Source organism: Caulobacter hibisci, from assembly GCF_016135805.1.
Classification (GTDB): domain Bacteria; phylum Pseudomonadota; class Alphaproteobacteria; order Caulobacterales; family Caulobacteraceae; genus Caulobacter; species Caulobacter hibisci.
Genome location: NZ_JADWOX010000002.1, coordinates 189,900 through 210,874, shown reverse-complemented (window position 1 = coordinate 210,874; position 20,975 = coordinate 189,900). Strand labels below are relative to the sequence as shown.

12 protein-coding genes and 1 pseudogene are annotated in these 20,975 nt (G+C 68.8%); 5 read left to right on the top strand and 8 right to left on the bottom strand.

What is annotated here, in order from left to right; translation table 11 throughout:
• Positions 1-41: 41 nt before the first annotated feature.
• The 6 genes from I4Q42_RS04090 to I4Q42_RS04065 form a co-directional block, all read right to left on the bottom strand.
• Positions 42-1,541 (bottom strand): CoA-acylating methylmalonate-semialdehyde dehydrogenase, encoded by a 1,500-nt coding sequence (locus tag I4Q42_RS04090; RefSeq protein ID WP_198574790.1) that lies wholly within the window; start codon positions 1,539-1,541, stop codon positions 42-44.
• Between the two features lie 28 nt (positions 1,542-1,569).
• Entirely contained in the window at positions 1,570-2,379 is an 810-nt protein-coding gene (gene iolB, locus I4Q42_RS04085; RefSeq protein ID WP_198574789.1) for a 5-deoxy-glucuronate isomerase, read from the bottom strand.
• A gap of 151 nt (positions 2,380-2,530) precedes the next feature.
• Entirely contained in the window at positions 2,531-3,430 is a 900-nt protein-coding gene (gene iolE / locus I4Q42_RS04080; RefSeq protein ID WP_198574788.1) for a myo-inosose-2 dehydratase, read from the bottom strand.
• A gap of 4 nt (positions 3,431-3,434) precedes the next feature.
• Entirely contained in the window at positions 3,435-5,279 is a 1,845-nt protein-coding gene (gene iolD, locus I4Q42_RS04075) for a 3D-(3,5/4)-trihydroxycyclohexane-1,2-dione acylhydrolase (decyclizing) (protein WP_198574787.1), read from the bottom strand.
• On the bottom strand, positions 5,280-7,208 hold the full coding sequence (locus tag I4Q42_RS04070) for a bifunctional 5-dehydro-2-deoxygluconokinase/5-dehydro-2-deoxyphosphogluconate aldolase (RefSeq protein ID WP_198574786.1): 1,929 nt from the start codon (positions 7,206-7,208) through the stop codon (positions 5,280-5,282). It abuts the gene before it with no gap.
• A gap of 112 nt (positions 7,209-7,320) precedes the next feature.
• Positions 7,321-8,196, bottom strand: coding sequence for a MurR/RpiR family transcriptional regulator (locus tag I4Q42_RS04065; RefSeq protein ID WP_198574785.1), 876 nt, complete (start codon positions 8,194-8,196; stop codon positions 7,321-7,323).
• 280 nt (positions 8,197-8,476) lie between these two features.
• Between I4Q42_RS04065 and iolG the strand changes: the two genes are divergently transcribed.
• The 5 genes from iolG to I4Q42_RS04040 all read left to right on the top strand — a co-directional run bounded on the left by iolG (position 8,477) and on the right by I4Q42_RS04040 (position 15,705).
• Positions 8,477-9,463, top strand: coding sequence for an inositol 2-dehydrogenase (gene iolG / locus I4Q42_RS04060; RefSeq protein WP_198574784.1), 987 nt, complete (start codon positions 8,477-8,479; stop codon positions 9,461-9,463).
• Positions 9,464-9,831: 368 nt separating this feature from the next.
• Complete coding sequence (locus I4Q42_RS04055) at positions 9,832-10,812, top strand: sugar ABC transporter substrate-binding protein (protein WP_198574783.1); 981 nt, start codon at positions 9,832-9,834, stop codon at positions 10,810-10,812.
• A 6-nt stretch (positions 10,813-10,818) separates the two neighbouring features.
• Complete coding sequence (locus I4Q42_RS04050; RefSeq protein WP_198574782.1) at positions 10,819-12,363, top strand: sugar ABC transporter ATP-binding protein; 1,545 nt, start codon at positions 10,819-10,821, stop codon at positions 12,361-12,363.
• Positions 12,360-13,379, top strand: coding sequence for an ABC transporter permease (locus tag I4Q42_RS04045; protein ID WP_198574781.1), 1,020 nt, complete (start codon positions 12,360-12,362; stop codon positions 13,377-13,379). Before I4Q42_RS04050 ends, I4Q42_RS04045 begins: the two co-directional genes overlap by 4 nt.
• Before the next feature lie 22 nt (positions 13,380-13,401).
• On the top strand, positions 13,402-15,705 hold the full coding sequence (locus I4Q42_RS04040) for a GH92 family glycosyl hydrolase (RefSeq protein WP_198574780.1): 2,304 nt from the start codon (positions 13,402-13,404) through the stop codon (positions 15,703-15,705).
• Between the two features lie 49 nt (positions 15,706-15,754).
• On the opposite strand, the pseudogene I4Q42_RS04035 reads toward I4Q42_RS04040, so the two are convergent.
• Both I4Q42_RS04035 and I4Q42_RS04030 read right to left on the bottom strand, forming a co-directional pair.
• A pseudogene (locus tag I4Q42_RS04035) lies at positions 15,755-18,181 on the bottom strand (glycosyl hydrolase 115 family protein); the annotation flags it as partial.
• Between the two features lie 160 nt (positions 18,182-18,341).
• The gene (locus I4Q42_RS04030; RefSeq protein WP_198574778.1) at positions 18,342-20,903 is read right to left on the bottom strand and encodes a GH92 family glycosyl hydrolase; all 2,562 of its coding nucleotides are present in this window, start codon (positions 20,901-20,903) and stop codon (positions 18,342-18,344) included.
• Positions 20,904-20,975: the final 72 nt, after the last annotated feature.

The window sequence follows — 20,975 nt, the reverse complement described above, 5'->3', positions numbered from 1 at the left end:
CGGCCGACAGCCCACCTGTCAGGCTCGCCTGCGCGGCGTGCTCACCGCATGGTGGGGATGACGAAGCTCTGGTCGAGCACGGCGCCGCCCTTGGGCCAGCGCTGGGTGACGGTCTTGGTGCGGGTGTAGAAGCGCACGCCGTCGAGGCCATACTGGTTGAGGTCGCCGAAGCCCGAGCGCTTCCAGCCGCCGAAGCTGTGATAGGCCACCGGCACCGGGATCGGCACGTTGATGCCGACCATGCCGACCTCGACCTGGTCGGCAAAATCGCGGGCGGCGTCGCCGTTGCGGGTGAAGATGGCCACGCCGTTGCCGTACTGGTGGCGCGAGGCGAGCTGGATGCCCTCCTCCAGGCTCTGGGCGCGGACCATCTGCAGCACCGGGCCGAAGATCTCGTCCTGGTAGGAGCGGCTGGCCGGCTTGACGTGATCGAACAGGGTCGGGCCGACGAAGAAGCCGTCCTCGTGGCCTTGCAGCGCGAAGCCGCGCCCGTCGACGACCAGTTCGGCGCCTTCGTCGACGCCCAGCTGGATGTAGCCTTCGATCCGCGCCTTGTGAGCCGCGCTGACCACCGGGCCGTAGTGGGCGTCCTTGTCGGTGCTGACCCCGACGCGCAGACCGCCGATCGCCGAGACCAGCTTTTCGCGCAAAGCGACGGCGGTCTTCTCGCCGACCGGCACGACCACCGGCAGGGCCATGCAGCGCTCGCCGGCCGAGCCGTAGGCCGCGCCGATGATGTCGGCGGTGGCCTGGTCGAGGTCGGCGTCGGGCAGGACGACGCCGTGGTTCTTGGCCCCGCCCATGGCCTGGACCCGCTTGCCCGCCGCACCGGCGCGCTGGAACACCGACTGGGCGATGTCGGAGCTGCCCACGAAGCTGACGGCCTTGATGTCCGGGTGGTCGAGGATGGCCTCGACGCAGTCCTTGTCGCCGTGGACGACGTTGAGGACGCCCGGCGGCAGGCCGGCCTCGATCATCAGTTCGGCGAGGCGCACCGGCACGGACGGATCACGCTCGGAGGGCTTGAGGATGAAGGCGTTGCCGCAGGCGATGGCCGGTCCGAACATCCACATCGGGATCATGGCCGGGAAGTTGAACGGGGTGATCCCCGCCACCACGCCCAGCGCCTGGCGCATCGAATAAACGTCGATGCCGGGGCCGGCGCCCTGGGTGTATTCGCCCTTCAGCAGGTGAGGAATCCCGCAGGCGAACTCAATGACTTCGAGGCCGCGCTGGATGTCGCCCTTGCTGTCGGCGATCACCTTGCCATGCTCGGACGACAAGAGCTCCGCAAGCTCGTCCATGTGGATTTCCAGCAGGCGCTTGAACTCGAACATCACCCGGGCGCGGCGCTGGGGATTGGTCGCGGCCCAGGCCGGCTGGGCCGCCTTGGCGTCGGCGATGGCGGCGTTCAGCTCTTCGGCGGAAGCGAGGGCGACGCGGGCCTGCACCTTGCCGGTGTTGGGATCGAAGACGTCGCCGAGGCGGGCGGACACGCCCTCGACGGCGCGACCGCCGACGAAGTGGGGGATGCTGCGCATGACGCGCTCCTTCTTGAACGGGCGGCGGTCAGGCCTGCCGCATGATCCAGTCGTGGGCGGGGTCGTTGCGGAAGATCCACTTCCGGTGCGGGCCGGCCATGACGTTGAGGTAGTAGAGGTCGTAGCCGTGCGGGGCCCCGACCGGATGGTAGCCGCGCGGCACCATCACCACGTCGCCATCCTGCACGCAGACCGTCTCGTCGAGACTGCGGTCGTCGGTGTAGACGCGCTGGAAGGCAAAGCCCTGCGGCGGGTTCAGGCGGTGATAGTAGGTCTCCTCCAGCGCCGTCTCCTCGCCCTCGGCGGCGGTGTCGTGCTTGTGCGGCGGATAGCTGGACCAGTGGCCGCCAGGCGTGATCACCTCGACCACCAGCAGGCCGTCGGCGGGCGCGGTCTCGGGCAGGATGTTGCGGACGTGGCGGACATTGGTCCCCTTGCCCCGCACCTCGCGCGGCATGTCGGCCTCGGCGATCAGGCGGGCTTGGCCGCCGCGCTTGCCCGGAGCCGTGCAGAGGGCCAGTTCGACGTCGCTCACGGCGACAACCGCGTAACCGGCGCCGGCGGGGATGTAGACCGCGCCGGGAGCCTTGTCCTCGAAGACGCTAGCGCGGCCGCCGATCCGGCCGAACGCAACGCCCTCGGCGCTGACCTCGGCCGTCCCGCTCATGATCACGACGCAGGTCTCGCGGCTCGGTTCCAAGCCGTCGAAGGTCTCGCCGGCGGACAACTTGACGACCTGGAAGCCGACATGGGTCCAGCCGGCGGACTGCGGGGTGATCTCGAGGACGGACCCCGCCTCATCAGGCACGTGCGGGCGAACGAGCAACTTGGACATCAACAGTCTCCGCCCATCCCAATGCCCGTCATCCCGGAAGCCTCGCAGAGGCTATCCGGGACCCAGGGGCCGGCGCACTGCGGTCGCCCCTGGGTCCCGGCTCTCCGCGCTACGCGCTGCGGCCGGGATGACGAGGAATGGAGTTCAAAAGGGTTCACGCCGCCCTCAGGCCCGCCGAAGCCGCTTCGCGCTTCAGGGTCGCCAGGCCGATCTCGCCGTATTCGCGAGGATTGGCGATGGCCGGGTCCTGCTCGGCCTCGACGATGATCCAGCCGGAATAGCCGATCTGCGCCAAGGCCTGCATCACCGCGGCGTAGTCCAGCGAGCCGTCGCCGGGCACGGTGAACATGCCGGCCAGCACACCTTCCAGGAAGCTGCCGCCGTCCTGCGAGATCACCTTGCTGAACACCTCGCCGCGGATGTCCTTGCAGTGGACGTGGGCGACGCGCTCGGGGTGGTTGCGGATGATCGAGACGGGGTCGAGACCGCCCAGGGCCGCGTGGCCGGTGTCGACGGTCAGGCCGACCGACGGACCGGTATGGGCCAGAAAGGCCTCCAGGTCCTCGGGCCGCTCGACGACGGTGCCCAGGTGATGGTGGTAGGCGAACTTCAGGCCCTGGGCCTGGATGTAGTCGGCCACCTGCGTCAGCCGTGCGCCGAACTCTTTCCAGCCCTCGGCGTCGAGGCGCGGCGTGGCCGAAAGGGCCTTGGCGCGGTCGCCGTGGATGGCGTTGCTGGTCTCGGCATGGACGAAGACGGTGCAGCCCATGGCCTTCAGCAGCGACAGGTGCGGCTGCAGGGCCGCGATCTCGTCCTGCGCCGACTGCACCAGCAGGTTGCCGCTGTACCAGCCGCCGACCAGGTCGAGGCCGTATCGGTCGAGCAGCGGCTTCAGCACCAAGGGATCGCGCGGGAACACCCCGCCCAGCTCGACGCCTGAGAAGCCGATGGCCTGGCAGTCGGCCAGCACGCTCTCCAGCGGGGTGTCGCCGCCCAGCTCGGGCATGTCGTCGTTGATCCAGGCGATGGGGCTGACGCCGAAACGGATGGTCATAGGCTTAGTCCCCCGTACGCTGTTGCTTGATCTTGTGTTCGTAAGACGCGCGGGCCGCGTTGACGGCCGGACGGTTCGAGACCTCGGGCACAGCCACGTCCCACCAGGCGCCGCCTTCGGTGCTGGGCGCCGGGTCGGTGTCGATGACCACGACATAGGTCCGGTCGCTGGCCTTGGCGCGTTGCAGCGCGGCCTCCAGTTCGGCCAGGCTGGCGACCTTCTCCGACCGCGCGCCGAGGCTGGCGGCATGGGCGGCGAAGTCGATGTCCGGCAGGGTCTCGTGGACCGTGTCGGCCAGCAGGTTGTTGAACGCCGCCCCGCCGGTGGCGGCTTGCAGGCGGTTGATGCAGCCGAAGCCGCGGTTGTCGAGCACGGTGACGATCAGCTTGGCGCCCAGCATCACCGAGGTGGCGAGCTCGGAATTGAGCATCAGGTAGCTGCCGTCGCCGACCATGACGTGGACTTCGCGGTCCGGCGCGGCCATCTTCACGCCGACGGCGCCGGCGATCTCGTAGCCCATGCACGAGAAGCCGTATTCCACATGGTAGCCGCCGGGTTGGCGCGTGCGCCACAGCTTGTGCAGCTCGCCCGGCAGACCGCCGGCGGCGCAGACCACGACGCTGTCGTCGGACGAAGCCCGCCACACCGCGCCCAGCACCTGGGCGTCGGTTGGCAGCGGCCGGTCGTCGGCCGTCGTCGCGGCGTCGAAGATCGCGTTCCAGCCGGCGACGCCGCCGGTCGCCTCGGCGGTCCAGGCGTCCGGCGCGCGCCAGCCGTCCAGGGCTTCAGCGAGGGCCTCGAACACCGCCTTGGCGTCGCCGACGACGCTGACCGCGCCGTGCTTGTGGGCGTCGTGCGGGGCGACATTGACCTGCACCAGCTTGCGGCCTTCCGCGCCGAACAGGGCGCGGGAGCCGGTGGTGAAGTCCTGGAGGCGCGTGCCGACGCCGATCACGAGATCGGCCTGCTGCGCGGCGGCGACGGCGGCGGTCGTGCCGGTGACGCCGATGGCGCCGAGGTTCAGCGGGTGATCCCAGGCCACACTCCCCTTCCCGCCTTGCGTCTCGACGACCGGCAGGCCGGCGGCCGTGGCGAGGTCGGCCAGGGCGGCTTCGGCGCGGGCGTAGAGCACCCCGCCGCCGGCCACGACCAGCGGTCGCTTGGCCGCCTTGATCAGCGACACCAAGTCGGCCAGCTCGCGCGGATCGGGACGCGGCGCGCGGATGCGCCAGACGCGCTTCTCGAAGAAGGTTTCCGGATAGTCGAAGGCCTCGGCCTGGACGTCCTGGCAGAAGGCCAGGGTCGCGGGGCCGCAGGTGGCCGGATCGAGCAGGGTCGCCAAAGCGCGCGGCAGGGCGTCGAGGATCTGCTCGGGGCGGGTGATGCGGTCGAAATAGCGCGACACCGGCCGGAAGCAGTCGTTGGCGCTGACCGTGGCGTCGCCGAAGTCCTCGATCTGCTGGAGGACGGGGTCGGGCCGGCGGCTGGCATAGACGTCGCCGGGCAGGAACAGCACCGGCAGGCGATTGACGTGGGCCAAGGCGGCGGCGGTGACCATGTTGGTCGCGCCCGGTCCGATCGAGGTCGTGCAGACCATGGCCCGCTCGCGCCGCGACTGCTTGGCGAAGGCGATGGCGGCGTGGGCCATGCCCTGCTCGTTGTGAGCGCGCCAGGTCGGCAGCACGTCGCGGGCGCCGTGCAGGGCCTCGCCCAGGCCGGCGACGTTGCCATGGCCGAAGATCGCCCAGACGCCGGCGAAGTACGGAACCACGCTCTGCCCGGTCTCGACATGCTGAGCAGCCAGCCAGCGGACGGTCGCCTGGGCGGCGGTGAGACGAACCAGAGCCATCTACGCGGCCTTCTCCACGGCGGCGCGGGCGCGGCGCCAAGCCTCGACCAATACACGAAGCTTGCCGGCCAGAGCGGCCACGGCGGCCTCGTCGTCGATGCGATTGGCCAGCCAGTCGCGGGCGACGTCGTAGAAGATGGTCCGACCGACGGCGAAGCCCTTGATGATCGGGAAGCGGGCGGCGACCTCGAACGAGGCCAGGAGCTCGGCCTCCGGCGCCGACAGGCCCAGCAGCACGACGCCCCGGCACAGCGGATCGTTCTCCTCCACCGCCGCCGAAACCTCGGCCCAGGCGGCCGGATCGGCCATCGGCTCCAGCTTCCACCAGTCGGGTTTAAGCCCGATCGCATAGAGGCGGCGGACGGCGCGGGCGACCGTGCCGCTGTCGCTGTCCAGGCCGGCCGGCAGGATCACTTCCAACAGCAGCTCGTGGCGGGTCTTGCGGCAGGCGTCGAACAGGCGAAGCAACTGGCGCTCCTGGCGCTCGCGCAGGTCGGACTCGTCGTCGGGATGGTAGAAGACCAGGCATTTGACGACGTGGTTCAGCGGCCATTCGACCAGCTCGGTCGCCACGTCGGGCGCGCTTTCGAAGATTAGCGGCCGCGACTTGGGCAGCTCGATCGGGCGGCCGATCCAGTAGTCGTGGTCGGCGGCCTGGGCCAAGGCCTCGAAGCCGAAGCGGCCGTCCAGCAGCACGCCGAACCGGTCGTCGCCACCGGCCACGGTCTCGACGGCGCGCAGGGCCAGGGTCTTGAAGTGCGGGATGCGCTCGGGATCGCCGCCGGTTTCTTCGACGAGGTCGAGGAACTGGCTGCGATGGTCGACGGCCAGGACGGTCAGCTCGTCATAGACGCGGTCGCGGGTGGTGGCCCAGTGGATGTGTTCGAACTCGAGATCCTCGCGCAGGCGGAACGGCCGCTCGCGGTCGGACAGGAAGGCCTCCAGCTCGACCCAGGTCGGCATGGCCGGGGCGCAGCCGTGGCGCGAGACGACGATGGCCCCGCAGGCGTTGCCCCACTCGCAGCAGGTCTCGACGGGCTCGCCGCGCAGCCAGCCGCGCAGGAAGCCGGCCATGAAGGCGTCGCCGGCCCCCAGCACGTTGAACACCTCGACCTTGAAGCCGCGCGCGCTGACGCCCTCGTCCAGGCTGGACGGAATCGCGCCCGGGAAGGCGACACAGCCGTCCGCGCCGCGCTTGCAGACCAGCAGGGCGTTCGGCGCGCCCGTGCGGATCGCTCGCAGCGCCGTGACCGTGTCGGTCGAGCCGCCAAGGATGTGGATCTCCTCCTCCGTCCCGACGATCAGGTCGCAGAGAGTGACCACCTCCTGCAGCTTGGCGGTGACGTCCGGGTTCTCGACGAAGCGGTTCTCGCCGGCGTCCTTGCCGGTCAGCCCCCAGAGCACGGGGCGGTAGTCGATGTCGAAGATCACCCGGCCGCCAGCCGCCTTCACCGCGCGGGCGGCCTTCAGGCTGGTCTCGTAGACATTGGGCTGGGACAGGTGGGTGCCGTTGATCAGCACGGCGCCGGCCCTGGCGATCCAGGCCTCGTCGACATCGGACGGCTGCAGCGCCATGTCGGCGCAGTTCTCGCGGTAGAAGATCAGGGGAAAGTTCACCCGGTCGCGGATCCCCAGGATCACCAGGGCGGTCAGGCGGTCGGGGTCGGACAGCACGCCGGCGACGTCGACGCCCTCGCGCACCAGTTGCTCGCGGATAAAGCGGCCCATGTGGTCGGAGCCGACCCGGGTCAGCAGCCCCGTCTTCAGGCCCAGGCGCGCCCCGCCCGCGGCGGTGTTGGTCGGGCTGCCGCCCAGATATTTGGCGAACGAGGCCATGTCCTCCAGCCGGCCGCCGGTCTGCTGGCCGTAGAGATCGACGGAGGAACGGCCGACCGTGATCAGATCAAGGCTCTTTGCGTCGTGCGCCATTCCGGTTCCACGCTACTGTCTGGCCGGCCTCCCCGCCGACGTTATGTAACGCATATTCTAACTCTAAAAATCTCGCAACATTCATTTCATTTTGACGAGATGTGGAACGGGCTCAGACGGCCTTGCGGCCCTTGCCCTTTTCCTTGCTGGCCTCGAAGGCGAAGCCGATGACCAGGGCCTGGGCCAGGCAGATCGAGGCGGCCAGCGAGCGGAAGGTCCGCACCTCGGATTCGCGCACGTGCAGCACCAGTTCGGCCGGCTTGGCGATCGGGCTGACCAAGCTGTCGCTGATCGACAGCACGTTGGCCCCGCGCTGCACCGCCATCTCGACGGCCTGCACCGTCTCTTCCGCATAGGGATGATAGCTGACGGCGATCAGCAGGTCCTTGGGGCCGATGGTCTGGACCTGCTGCTTGGTCAGGCCCGCCACGCCATCGATGAACAGGGTGCGCTTGTTCACCTGCTGCAGCGAATAGGCCAGGTACGAGGCCACCGGGAACGATCGGCGAAAGCCGGCCACATAGACCGCCTCGGCCTTGTCGATCAGGGACACGGCCTTGGCCATGTCGGCCTCGCTGACCGTCTGGCCCAGGTTCTGGAGCGCCAGGGTGTTGCCCTCGACGAACTCGGCCAGCACCTGCGCGCCCCCTTCGGGCTTGCGGGCGACGGCCTCGTTGAAGTGGCGGACCCGCTCGCCGTAGCCCAGGGCCGCGTGGCCCGACAGCAGGCCGTCGCGGAACAGCCGCTGCATCTGGCTGGCGCCGGGGAAGCCGAAGGTCTTGGCGAAGCGCACGATGGCCGAGGGCTGCACGCCGCACCGCTCGGAGATCACCGCCAGGGTTTCCAGCGCCATCTCGTTGGGCTCGTCCAGCACATAGCGGGCGATCTGTTGCAGGCGCTTGCTGAGCGTCTCATAGCGATCGAGAATCGCCGCCCGCAGTTCGTCGGCGCTGGCGGGCGCCTTCGCCGCCGTGGTCTCTTCGGTCATCCGGCCCCCACTCGATCGGTTGCGTACGATCGGTCAAATTTAGAATATCCGTTCCGCGCGCGAACGCCAGGGTTCAGCTCGCGACCAGGAATTCCACTTTACCTGTAGAGGGAATTTTTATTCCAAGCTACAGGAACACGAAGTCCCGGCCGCCCTACGAGCCGGACGAGGGAGCGGTCATGGTCCAGGCGACACGATCGGACGATCAGGCAGCGACAGCGCCGCCCACTCCCGCGCGAAATCCGTCCCTGCGAAATCTCCCGAGACCATGAAGGTTCCCATGCACGACATCGCCATACTGGGCGCGGGCCGCATCGGCCGTATCCACGCCATGAACGTCGCCGCCCAGCCGGGCCTGCGCCTGAAGCATGTCGTCGATCCCGTCGCCGTCGCGGCCGAGGGCCTGGCGGCGCAGACCGGCGCCCAGGTCAGCGACCTCGACACGGCGCTGAACGACCCGTCGGTGGCCGGGGTGATCATCGCCAGCTCGACCGACACCCACCTTGACTACAGCCTGAAGGCCGTGGCGGCCGGCAAGGCGGTGTTCTGCGAGAAGCCGATCGACCAGGACCTGGCCCGCGCCCGCTCGGCGGCCGCCGAACTGGGCGCGCCGGGCGCCAGGCTGTTCCTGGGCTTCAACCGCCGCTTCGATCCCAGCTTTCAGGCGCTGAAGGCCAGGCTGGCGGGCGGCGTGGTCGGCGCCCTGGAGACGGTGCACATTACCAGCCACGATCCCGCCCCTCCTCCGGTGGCCTACGTCAAGGTGTCGGGCGGCCTGTTCAAGGACATGGCCATTCACGACTTCGACATGGCCCGCTGGCTGCTGGACGAGCCGGTGACCGAGGTGTTCGCCGCCGCCAGCTGCCTGGTCGATCCAGCGATCGGCGAGGCCGGCGACGTCGACACCGCCAAGATCCTGCTGCGCACGGGCTCGGGCAAGATCTGCATGATCAGCAACAGCCGCCGCAGCGGCTATGGCTACGACCAGCGTATCGAGGCCTTCGGGGCCAAGGGCATGGTCCGGGCCGACAACGTCACGGAAAGCACCGTCTCGGTCTGGGGCGAGGCCGGCGCGGCCAGCGACGCCTTCCAGAACTTCTTCCTCGACCGCTACGCCGAGGCCTACCGCCGCGAGATGGCCCACTTCGCCCAGATCATCCGCGGCGAGGCCGCGCCGTCGGTCGGCTATGTCGATGGGGTGGAGGCCCTGGCCCTGGCCGAAGCCGCCGGCCAATCGGCCCGGACCGGCCAGCTCGTGAAGCTGTAGCCACGCAAAAAGAACGGCGGCTCAAGGAGAGGCGCGAGCCGCCGCTTAGGTGTTCCAGATCGTGATCAGGAGCGGCCGGCTCGCCGGCTGTTCCATTCGCGGCCACCATACGAACAGATTTTCCAAAATACAAGCATGATGGAATTTTTCTTCGAATTCCGTCGTTGGCCGATATCCGTCTTAACAACGGCCGCGAACCAGGGCTCTATCGACAACGGCGTTCGCCAGCCGCACCGTCGCGGCGGCAAAAATGAAACGTCATTTCCCCGACATTCTTGACATGGAATTTATCTTCCATGCATGTGTCGGGTAACGAAAGCGATGCTCAGCATCCGATAATCAAGTCCATTAGCGAGTAGAGAAACGCCATGATCCGCCCCCTGACGTCGCGTCGGCGCCTTCTTGGTCTGGCAGCCGGACTCGGGGCGACGGCAGTGGCGGGCGGGCTGCTGGGCGGCTGCGCGCGCGGCGGCCAGGACGCCGAGGTGGTGGTCAGCTTCAACGACCTGTCCCAGCCCTTCTTCGTGGCCATGCGCCGCGAATTGGAAGACGAGGCGACCAAGCTGGGCGTGAAGGTCCAGGTGATGGACGCCCAGAACAACTCCTCCAAGCAGATCGCCGACCTCGAGGCCGCCGCCGTGCAGGGCGCCAAGGTGGTGATCGTCGCCCCGACCGACTCCAAGGCCCTGGCGACCGCCGCCGACGAGCTGGCACGGCAGGGCGTGGCGGTGATCTCGGTCGACCGCAACATCGCCGGCGCGACGCCGCCTGTTCCCCATGTGGGCGCAGACAACGTCGCCGGCGGCCGCGCCATGGCCGACTGGGTGGTCAAGACCTATCCGGCCGGCGCGCGGGTGGTGGTGATCACCAACGACCCCGGCAGCTCCAGCTCGATCGAGCGGGTCAAGGGCTTGCACGAGGGCCTGGCGGCCGGCGGCGCGGCCTTCAAGATCGTCACCGAGCAGACCGCCAACTCCAAGCGCGACCAGGCCCTGACCGTCACCCAGAACGTGCTGACCTCGCTGCACGACAGCCCGCCCGACGTGATCCTGTGCCTGAACGACGACATGGCCATGGGCGCGCTGGAGGCCGTGCGCGCCGCCGGTTTCGGCTCGGCCAAGATCAAGGTGCTGGGCTTCGACGCCATCCCCGAGGCCCTGGCCCGCATCAAGGCCGGCGAGATGGTCGCCTCGGTCGAGCAGAACCCCGGCCTGCAGATCCGCACCGCTCTTCGCCAGGCCGTCGACAAGATCAAGACCGGTGCCGCCCCCAAGTCGGTCAGCCTGAAGCCGGTGCTGATCACCAGCGCCAATCTGACCGAGGCCTCGCGCATCTCCGAGGTCAAATAGGCCGCCATGACCCTCCTGGACGTCAGCAAGGTCAGCAAGCGCTTCCCGGGCGTCCTGGCCCTCGACCAGGTCCGATTGGTCGTCGGAACCGGCGAGGTCCACGCCCTGCTGGGCGAGAACGGCGCGGGCAAGTCGACCCTGATCAAGATCCTGTCGGCCGCCCACGCCGCAGACGAGGGCGCCGTGACCTTCGACGGCCAGGCGCTGGACCCGCGCGATGCGCCACTGCGTCGCCAGCAGCTGGGCATCGCCACGATCTATCAGGAGTTCAACCTCTTCCCCGAGCTCAGCGTCGCCGAGAACATGTATCTCGGCCGCGAACCCAAGCGGCTGGGGCTCGTCGACTGGGCCAGGCTACGGAGCGACGCCCGAAACCTGCTGGACGAGTTGGGCCTGCCGCTCGATCCGAACGAAGTCGTCCGCCACCTGACGGTGGCCGAGCAGCAGATGGTCGAGATCGCCAAGGCGATGACCCTGAACGCCCGGCTGATCATCATGGACGAGCCGACCGCCGCCCTCTCCAGCCGCGAGGTCGATCGCCTGCACGCCATCATCGCCGGGCTGAAGGCCCGCGGCGTCAGCGTGATCTACGTGTCGCACCGCCTGGCCGAGGTGAAGGCCATGTGCGACCGCTACACCGTGATGCGAGACGGTCGCTGGGTGGCCAGCGGCGACGTCGCCGAGGTCGAGGTGGCCGACATGGTCCGGCTGATGGTCGGCCGCAGCGTCGAGTTCACCCGCCGCCCGCGCTGCGGACCGGCCGGTCCGGTAGTGCTGAAGGTCGACGGCGTGACGCCCCGCCGCCCTCGCCTCTCCGCGCCCGGCTATCTGAAGAACATCAGCCTGGAGGTCCGCGCCGGCGAGATCGTCGGCCTGGCCGGCCTGGTCGGCGCGGGACGCACGGATCTGGCCCGCCTGATCTTCGGCGCCGACGCCATCGCCTCGGGCTCGATCAAGCTGGACGACAAACCGCTGAAACTGAAGTCGCCGCGCGATGCGATCCGCGCCGGCGTCATGCTGGTGCCGGAGGACCGCAAGCAGCAGGGCTGCTTCCTCGACCACTCGATCCGCCACAATCTCAGCCTGCCCAGCCTGGGCGGGCTCAGCCGCCTGGGCCAGTGGGTCGACGAGAGCGCCGAGCGCGACCTCGTGGAGACCTATCGCCAGAAGCTGCGCATCAAGATGGCCGACCAGGAGACCGCGATCGGCAAGCTGTCGGGCGGCAACCAGCAGAAGGTGCTGCTGGGCCGCTCCATGGCCCTGGCGCCGCGGGTGCTGATTGTCGACGAGCCCACGCGCGGCATCGACATCGGCGCCAAGGCCGAGGTGCACCAGGTGCTGTGCGACCTGGCCGCCCAGGGCGTGGCGATCGTCGTGATCTCGTCGGAACTGGCCGAGGTGATGGCCGTCAGCGACCGCATCGTCGTCTTCCGCGAAGGCGCGGTCGTCGCCGATCTCGAGGCCGAAGCGGCCACCGAAGAGGGCCTGATGGCCTACATGGCGACCGGCGCCCGGCCGGTGTCGTCAGGAATGGAACACCGCCCGCAATGACCGTCTCCCCCACCCTTTCGCCCGACCCGGCCGCCGATCGCGCCGCGCCGCCGCCCGGCCGTGGCTTCGACCTGCTGGCCTTCGCGCGCCGGCATCGGACGATCCTGTTCCTGCTGCTGCTGATCGCCGTGTTCGGGACCGTCAACGAGCGCTTCCTGACGCTGCGCAACGCGCTGAACATTCTCAGCGAGGTGTCGATCTACGGGATCATCGCGGTCGGCATGACCTACGTCATCCTGATCGGCGGCATCGACGTGGCGGTGGGCTCGCTCTTGGCCTGCGCCTCGATCGCGGCGGCCTATGTGGTGACCAACCTGATGGGCGGCTCGCCGGCCAGCTGGTTCGTGGCCCTGGCGATCTCGAGCCTGGTGGGCCTGGTCGCCGGCTATGTCCACGGCAAGGTGGTGACCAAGCTGCACGTGCCGGCCTTCATCGTCACCCTGGGCGGCATGACCGTCTGGCGCGGGGCGACGCTGCTGCTCAACGACGGCGGCCCGATCTCGGGCTTCGACGCGGCCTATCGCTGGTGGGGCACGGGCCAGATCCTGTTCGTGCCGGTTCCGATCGTGGTCTTCGCCCTGGTGGCGGCCATTGGCCACGTGGTGCTGCGCTACACCCGCTACGGCCGGCAGGTCTATGCGGTGGGCGGCAACAAGGAGGCCGCGCGGCTGTCGGGCGTGAACGTCGATTTCGTCGTCACCAGCGTCTACGCCGTGATCGGCGCCCTGGCCGGCCTGTCGGGCTTCCTGCTGTCGGCGCGCCTGGGTTCGGCCGAGGCCGTGGCCGGCACCGGCTACGAGCTGCGGGTCATCGCCTCGGTGGTGATCGGCGGCGCCAGCCTGTCGGGCGGCTCGGGCAATGTCGGCGGAACCATCCTGGGCGCCTTGCTGATAGGCGTCCTGTCCAACGGCTTGGTCATCATGCACGTCACCTCGTACTTCCAGCAGGTGGTGATCGGCTTGATCATTGTCGCCGCCGTCGCCTTCGACCACTACGCCCGCACCCACAAGGCCTGACTCGACTCGGCCGGTATCCAGGATGGCGACGATGCGTTCCTTTCGAGCCCTTCTGCTCGGCGCGGTCATGATCTCGACCCCGCTGGCGGCGCTGGCGCAGTCCGGGCCGCCTGACCTCACCAGCAAGGTCGATCCCTTCGTCGGGGTCGACGGCGGCGGGGTGACCGGCGGCAACACCGTGCCGGGCGCCGGCGTGCCGTTCGGCTTCGTGTCGCTGAGCCCCGACACCACCAACGCCGACACCAACGGCTACGACTCCAAGAGCCCGATCATCGGCTTCAGCTACACCCATGTCAGCGGCACGGGCGGCTCGGGCAAGTACGGCAACTTCCGGGTCACGCCGAGCGTCGGGCCGCTGAAGCTGAACCACCTGCATTTTGGCAAGACCGACGAACGGGCCTCGCCCGGCTACTACGCCGTGGGGCTGGGTAACAGCGAGGCCGAGCGGATCAAGGTGGAACTGACCGCCTCGCGCCGCGTCGGCTTCCAGCGCCTGACCTATCCGGCCAATACGCAAAGCCAACTGATCTTCGACGTCAGCTCGGTGGTCGCCATGCGCGGCCGCGGGCAACGGGTGCGGCTGGCCAAGGTGGCGCTGATCGACGACCACACCCTGGCCGGCGAGGTCACGGTCGAGGGCGGCTGGAATCCGGCGCCCTACACCCTCTATTTCCACGCCGTCGTCGATCGTCCGGCCAAGGCCTTCGGCTCGTGGACGGCCGGCCAGGGCTGGTTCGAGGCCAAGCACGGCGTCGGTCGCGCCGAGGGCGGCTCGCAGGTCAAGAGCGCCGCCAACCGTCAGGGCCTGATGATCGAGTACGACACCGAGCGCGAGTTCTCCAACCGCCTGGGCGCCTGGCTGACCCTCGACACCACGACCGACCGCCAGGTTCAGATGAAGCTGGCCGTGTCGTTCGTCAGCGCCGACCAGGCCCGCGCCAACTTGGCGCAGGAGATGCCCGGCTGGGACTTCGACGCCTATCATGAAGCCGCCCGCGCCGAGTGGGCGAAGGCCCTGGCCCAGATCCAGGTGCAGGGCGGCAGCGACGAGCAGCAGCGGATCTTCTATTCCGCCCTCTATCGCTCGCACACGATGCCGCACGACCTTTCGGGCGAGAACGTCTGGTGGAAGTCCGATGAGCCCCACTACGAGGACTTCTACACCCTGTGGGACACGTTCCGGACGCTGCACCCACTGCTGACGGTGATCCAGCCGCAGCGGCAGCGCGACATGCTTCGCTCGCTGATCGACACCTACAAGCACACCGGCTGGATGCCCGACTCGCGGATCGCCGGGGCCAACGGCATGACCCAGGGCGGCTCGAACGGCGACATCCTGGTGGCCGACGCCGTGGTCAAGAAACTGGGCGGGTTCGACCTGAACCTGGCCTATGAAGCGCTGCGCAAGAACGGCGAGGTCGACAGCGACCAGCCCTTCCTGCAGGGCCGCGTGCTGGCGGACTATCTGAAGCTCGGCTATGTGCCGTTCACCCAGACCCGCTCGGCCTCGCGCACCCTGGAATACGCCTATGACGACTACGCCATCGGCGTGGTGGCCAAGGCCCTGGGCAAGACCGACCACGCCAAGCGCTACATCGCCCGCTCCGGCAATTGGAAGAACATCTGGGATGACAGTCTCGGCTGCGTGCGTCCCCGCTATCCCAATGGCGAGTGGGTCGAGAACTACAGCTGCACCTACGAATATCCCGACCGCTCGGGACCGTGGTGGGACGCGGTGTTCTACGAGGGCAACGCCCTGCAGTACTCGACCTATGTCCCGCAGGACGTGGCCGGGCTGATGGCCAAGACCGGCGGCGCCAAGGGTTTCGTCACCTGGCTCGACCACCTGTTCGACGGCCACTATTCGCAGGGCAACGAGCCGGACATCCTGGCGCCGTACCTCTACATCCACGCCGGCCGGCCCGACCGCACGGCCGAGATTGCCCGCCAGCTGATGGCCAAGCACTATCGCGCCACCCGCACGGGCCTGCCGGGCAACGACGACGCCGGGGCGATGTCGAGCTGGTACGTCTGGAACGCCGTCGGCCTCTATCCGAACGCGGGCCAGCCCTACTACTACATCGCCTCGCCGGTGTTCACGCGCAGCGCCATCGCGCTGGAGGGCGGCAAGACCTTCGTGGTCTCCGCGCCTGAAGCGTCGGAAGCCAATCGCTACGTCACGGCGGCCAGGCTGAACGGCAAGCCGATCGATCGCGCCTGGATCACGCATGATGAACTGGCCAAGGGCGGGGTTCTGGAGCTGACCATGGGCCCTGCGCCGTCGGCCTGGGCGACGACCTTCACCGCGCCGCCGAACGGGCTTTAGCAGAACTGTCTAAGCCCCCTCCCCCTTGATGGGGGAGGGAGAAGCGCCCTCAGTGGTTCTCGTGCGTCGCCACCTGCTCGGGAACGACCAGGCGGACGCGGTCGAGGCCCACGCGGCCAACACGCGCCGTCACCACCACCGTATGCCGCCCGGGCGACAGCGAGGGGCCGACGACAGGCTTCAGCAGGTTGTCGAGCACGCCTTCGGCCCAGGCCGGCGAGCCGACCTTGCGCGGCAGGGTCACGTGTTCGGGCGCGCCGCCGTCGATGCTGACGTCGAAGGCGATGTCCTGGGCCTGGCCGTCGGGGAAGATCGGCAGGACGCCCAGTTGCACGCGGCGGCCGTCGGCGCTGGCGACATCGACCGACAGGGTCAGGGTCGCGCCCGGCGCGTCGGCCAGCATGACGCCGCGGCCTCGGCCCACGCCCTCGACCAGACGCCAGCCGCTGTTGGCGGCGAAGGCTTCGGCTTCGACGATCGGCGAGCCGGCCGGCGCATTGCCGTCGACCACGGCCAGGAACGGGGCCGGATCGGTGATCAGGCCGCCGCCCGGCATCGGCACCGGACGGGCGCGATAGATACGCCACTGGCTGTCGGCCGGCTCCTCGGGCATCAGCCAGCGCCACTTGCCGCCGGCGACCTGGTTGTTGAACCTGTCGGTCAGGGCGGTGATCTCGGTCTGGGCCTCGACGGCCGCGCCGCCGGCCGAGCGGGCCATGGCCTGCTGCTTGTCGATCAGCTCGTTGTACCGCTCGGCCGCGAAGAACCGCACGTTGGCGGCCGCCGAGACGCGGATCGGGAACTCGACCAGCTCGAACCAGGCGTCGGCCAGCTGCGGCGGCACGTCGGCGGTCGCCGCCTTGGTGTCGGCCGTCAGCTTGCGGAAGGCGCGCAGGCGGTCGTTGACCTCGTCGGGGGTGTAGCTCGACAGGTGCCGGTTCTCGGCCTGGGGCTGCCATTCCAGGTGCTCGGGCCGGCGCTCGAAATTCAGCCGGTAATAGGCGTCGAGCAGGTCGGCCGCCTTGCCGCCAAGGGCGGGGCCGAAGGCGCGGCCGGTCCAGTCGGCCAGGAACTGGCGCTGGCTCTTGCCCCGCCAGCGGTCGATGTCCCAGGCCATCTCGAGGAAGTGGCTGGCGCCGATCTCGGCCGGCTTGATGTCGCCGACATTGGCGATCCAGACGCTGCGCGCGCCCTTGTCCCACGCATGGATCATCTCCTCCTGGACGAGGGCCGGCGGGGTCGTGCCCAGCCACAGATAGGCCAGCGGATAGCCGAGGTAGGACAGGTGGTAATAGACGCCCGCCCCACCCTTTCGGCCGGCCTCCTCGGCGCTGGGGAACTGGCGGATGTAGCCGAAATTGTCGTCGGGCCAGACGATGGTGACGTCGTCGGGCACCTTCACCCCGGCGCGATAGATCTCCAGCACCTCCTTGTAGGGCACGAAGATCTGCGGAACCTTGGAGACGTCGCCCGGCACGGTCTTGGCCAGGATCTCGCGCTGGTCGGCGATGATCTTGTCCAGCAGGGCGACCTTGTCCTCCATGGTCTTGGGCCCGACCATGCCGGTGTCGTGGATGCCGCGCATGCCCAGAGTCCAAAGGCTCTCATAGGGACCGTTGGCCTTGGCACGCTCTTCCCAATAGGCCTTCACGCCGTCGGGGTTGGTCGCGTAGTTGAACTTGGCCGGGTCGCCCTTCCACTCGCCGACATTGTTGCGCAGCATGGCCTCGGCGTGGGACGAGCCCATGACGATGCCGTACTCCTGCGCCAGCTTGGCGTTCTCCGGATCGGAATTGAACGGCGCGGTCGTGTGGTGCATGGCCGGCCACAGGGTGTTGGCCTTCAGGCGCAGCAGCAGGGTGAAGATCCGGCGATAGGTCTTGGGCCCGATGTCGCCGCGCTCGGGATCGAAGGTCTTCAGCGCCCACGGATAGAGCCCCCAGTCCTCGTCATTGACGAAGACGCCACGGTAGCGGACCGACGGCGGGCCGAAGCGGTGGACGCCGGCGGCGACGAACAGCTTGTCGCGATGCTTGGGCGTGACGTCGGCCCACCAGGCCCAGGGCGAGACGCCCATGCCTTGCGCCACCTCATAGACGCCAAAGGCCGTGCCGCGCCGGTCGCTGCCGACCACCACCAGGGCCTTGTCGACGCCGGGCGCCGGGCGGTCGACCGAGGCGATGACGAAGCTCTCCCACGCTCCTGACAGTCGCGAGACGTCGATCTTCCTGGCCGCGACCAGGGCGTCGACGACCTTGCTGGAACCGAGCGTGCCGACCAGGATCGCGGTCTTGCCGGCGGGGGCGTCGGACACGGAGACCGGCTGGCCGGTGACGGTCTTGAGGTCGTCGGCGAGGTCGTCGGCGGCGTGGCGCACGACGGCGGCGTCGGCGGGATCCACCACGATGGTCGGCGCCCTGCCCGCCTCGAGCAGCACGAAGCCGCCGCGCGAGAGGCTGTCGGTGAAGATCGCGCCCGCCTCGCCGCGTCTCTGGGCTTGAGCGGCCTGTACGGCGCCGAGGCACAGCACGAGCGCCAGGGCGCCGCGCCAGATCGACTTCGACATCTTCATGGGCCCTGGCCTCCCTACGCGTGGCGGGTCTTGTACTGAATAGACGGTCTGCGGCGCGCCAACCTCAACGGCAGGCGGTTCCGGCGATCAGCTCGACCTCGGAAACCTCGACGGCCTTGCCGGCGGTCAGCTCCAGGCGATAGCGGGCATAGGCCTTGCCGGTCTTGAGGTCGAAGCTGCTGGTCGCGTGACGATGGTCGAAGCGCTCGCCACGCCGCTCGTCCAGCTTCAGCCAGCGCTTGCCGTCGAAGCCGCTGAACCGCCAGGCGGTCGGGTCGGCCGGATTGGCGCCGACGCTGACGGTGTAGGCCTTCAAGCAGGTCGTCGTCGGACGAGTGAACACCGCGGACTGCCCGGCCGAGGCGGTCCAGACCGTCGAGGTCTTGCCGTCGGCCAGGGCCGGAACGGCGGCCTCGCTGGCCAGCACCGCGCCGTCATAGGCCCACTGGCCGGGCTTCTCGCTCATGGTGAAGCTCAGCACCCCGCCGGCCAGCACCTGGGCCTGGGTGATGAAGGGACCGGCCAACGGCTTTCCGTTGAGGCTGGCCGCGGCGATGTAGGGACGGTCGGCCCCGGCGTTCGCCGCCATGACCTCCAGCGAGCGCCCCCCTTCCAGATGCAGAACGCTCTTCGGGTGACGCGGGCCGTGCAGGTAGAAGAGGTCGCTGCCGAGCTTCGGAAACAGGCCCAGGCGGTTGAAGACATAGTTGGAGCTCATCGCCCCGGCGTCCTCGTCGCCCGGATAGGCGGTGGCGGTGAAGTGCTTGAACACCTCGCCCGACCAGTAGGACGACAGGTCCGACCGGCCCAGGTTGTGGAACAGCCAGGGCGTGGCGAAGGACGGCTCGTTGGTGATGTCGATCAGGCCCGCGTCGAGGGCGTGGTTCAGGCGCTCGTTGAAGCGCACCCGGCCGCCCATGGCCTCGACCAGACCCGGCAGGTCGTGCAGCACACCGTAGGAATAGATCCAGGCCGTGCCCTCGTAGTAGCCGACATTGTTGTGGACCTTGCCGTCCCAGCCGAGCTTGGGATCGATGTCCTGGAACTTGCCGTCCGGATAGCGCGGCATCAGGAAGCCCTGGAAGCCATCGCTTTCGGTTTCGGGGTTCCAGATCTTGCGCCAATTGGCCGAGCGTTTGCGCAGAGTCTCGGCCTCGTCCGCGTGGCCGGCCTTGGCCGCGACCTCCCCGGCGAAATAGTCGTTGAGCGCGAAGCCCAGGGTGGAGGAGCCCGACTTGGCGCGCTGGTTATTGGGCTCGGGACTGCTGTCGCCGACCCCGAAATAGCCGCTCTCCAGATAACGGGGCCGGCGGCGCTCGAAGGCGTTGAAGTGGGTCAGCCGCCAGGCGTCGTTCCAGTTGACGCCGGCGGCGCCGCGCAGGGCCGCCTCGCCCAGCACATTGTCGACTTCGTCGCCCCCCTGCCCCACGTGATAGTTCTGGCCGCCGATGATGGCCGTGTCGGCCGCGCCGAACTTGTCGAAGGTGTGGATCAGCGAGTTGATGTTGGCCGCGTAGTCGCTGGGGCGCAGCACCGACATCAGCGGAAACAGCGTCCGGTAGGTGTCCCACAGGGTGTAGTGGTCGTCCCAGTTGGGGCGGCCCAGTTCCTTGGCCGACTGGTCCAGGCTGCGGTCCCGGGGATGGGTCGAGGCGTGGTAGAAGGCCGTGTAGAACCGGCGGGTCTGCGCCGCGTCCAGGCCCGAGACATCAATCTCGCCCAGTCGATCGTTCCAGGCCGTCTGGGCCTGCTGGCGGACGCGGTCGTAGTTCCAGTCCGGGATCTCGCGGTCCAGCAGGGCCTCGGCCGTCTCGGCGCTGGTGAAGGACACCGCGATCTTGACCAACAGCGGCTTGCCGGCCGTGGTCTTGAAGGTCTGCCAGGCGCCCAGGCGCTCGTCCGGACCGGTCTTGCCTTCGGTCGCGCCGGCGCGCCGGTCAGCCTTGTCGAACACGCCCCAGGCGACGGGCTTCTGGTCGAACTTGGCGACGAACCAGATGTCGATCAGGGCCGGGTTCCAGTAGCCCTTGGCCTTCACGTGGCCGACGATCTTGCCCTGCTCCGGATAGAGCTTCACCTCGGCCTGGTCGGAGGCCACGAGCCCGCCGACCTTGCGGGTGACGTCGAACACCAGCTGGGCCTGGTCTGTGTCGGGATAGGTCAGGCGGTAGATCGCCGAATAGTGCGAAGGCGTCGCCTCGACCTTGGTGTCGTAGCGCGACAGCCGCACCGAATAGGCGTCGGCGGCCAAGACCTCGTCGGCCTTGGGCGACAGGTGGGCGGCCTCGTCGAACTGGGGCTGGCCGACCTGGGGCGACAGCAGGAACGTGCCGTAGGTGGTGACCCCGCCAGAGCCTTGCGAATGCAGCTGGGCGAAGCCGCTGATCGGCTCGGCGGCGTTGTAGCCGGCGTTGCTGGGATTGGGCGTCTCGGGCGAAGGATGGATCGAGCCGTTGGGCAGGGTCGGCCCGGGAATGGTGTCGCCTTCGTTGTCGTTGCCGAGACCGACCTCGAGGGCGGGAAGCTTGTACAGGGACGGACCGGGAGCGGCCTGAGCGGCCGCCAGAGCGGTCGTGGCCAGGAGGGCCGCCAACAGGGCGGAAAATCCAGCGCGTCGTCCCGGCATCGAAATCCTTGCGGTCTGGTCCCTTCGGCGACTCGCGCGAAGGGAGAGAAAACATAGCCGGTCCACGAATGG

What these genes read in the sequence shown, in the direction of transcription:
- I4Q42_RS04090 (WP_198574790.1), bottom strand. Translation starts at nt 1,541, where the DNA reads ATGCGCAGCATCCCCCACTTCGTCGGCGGTCGCGCCGTCGAGGGCGTG.
- iolE (WP_198574788.1), bottom strand. Translation starts at nt 3,430, where the DNA reads ATGACCATCCGTTTCGGCGTCAGCCCCATCGCCTGGATCAACGACGAC.
- iolD (WP_198574787.1), bottom strand. Translation starts at nt 5,279, where the DNA reads ATGGCTCTGGTTCGTCTCACCGCCGCCCAGGCGACCGTCCGCTGGCTG.
- I4Q42_RS04070 (WP_198574786.1), bottom strand. Translation starts at nt 7,208, where the DNA reads ATGGCGCACGACGCAAAGAGCCTTGATCTGATCACGGTCGGCCGTTCC.
- I4Q42_RS04065 (WP_198574785.1), bottom strand. Translation starts at nt 8,196, where the DNA reads ATGACCGAAGAGACCACGGCGGCGAAGGCGCCCGCCAGCGCCGACGAA.
- iolG (WP_198574784.1), top strand. Translation starts at nt 8,477, where the DNA reads ATGCACGACATCGCCATACTGGGCGCGGGCCGCATCGGCCGTATCCAC.
- I4Q42_RS04055 (WP_198574783.1), top strand. Translation starts at nt 9,832, where the DNA reads ATGATCCGCCCCCTGACGTCGCGTCGGCGCCTTCTTGGTCTGGCAGCC.
- I4Q42_RS04050 (WP_198574782.1), top strand. Translation starts at nt 10,819, where the DNA reads ATGACCCTCCTGGACGTCAGCAAGGTCAGCAAGCGCTTCCCGGGCGTC.
- I4Q42_RS04045 (WP_198574781.1), top strand. Translation starts at nt 12,360, where the DNA reads ATGACCGTCTCCCCCACCCTTTCGCCCGACCCGGCCGCCGATCGCGCC.
- I4Q42_RS04040 (WP_198574780.1), top strand. Translation starts at nt 13,402, where the DNA reads ATGGCGACGATGCGTTCCTTTCGAGCCCTTCTGCTCGGCGCGGTCATG.
- I4Q42_RS04030 (WP_198574778.1), bottom strand. Translation starts at nt 20,903, where the DNA reads ATGCCGGGACGACGCGCTGGATTTTCCGCCCTGTTGGCGGCCCTCCTG.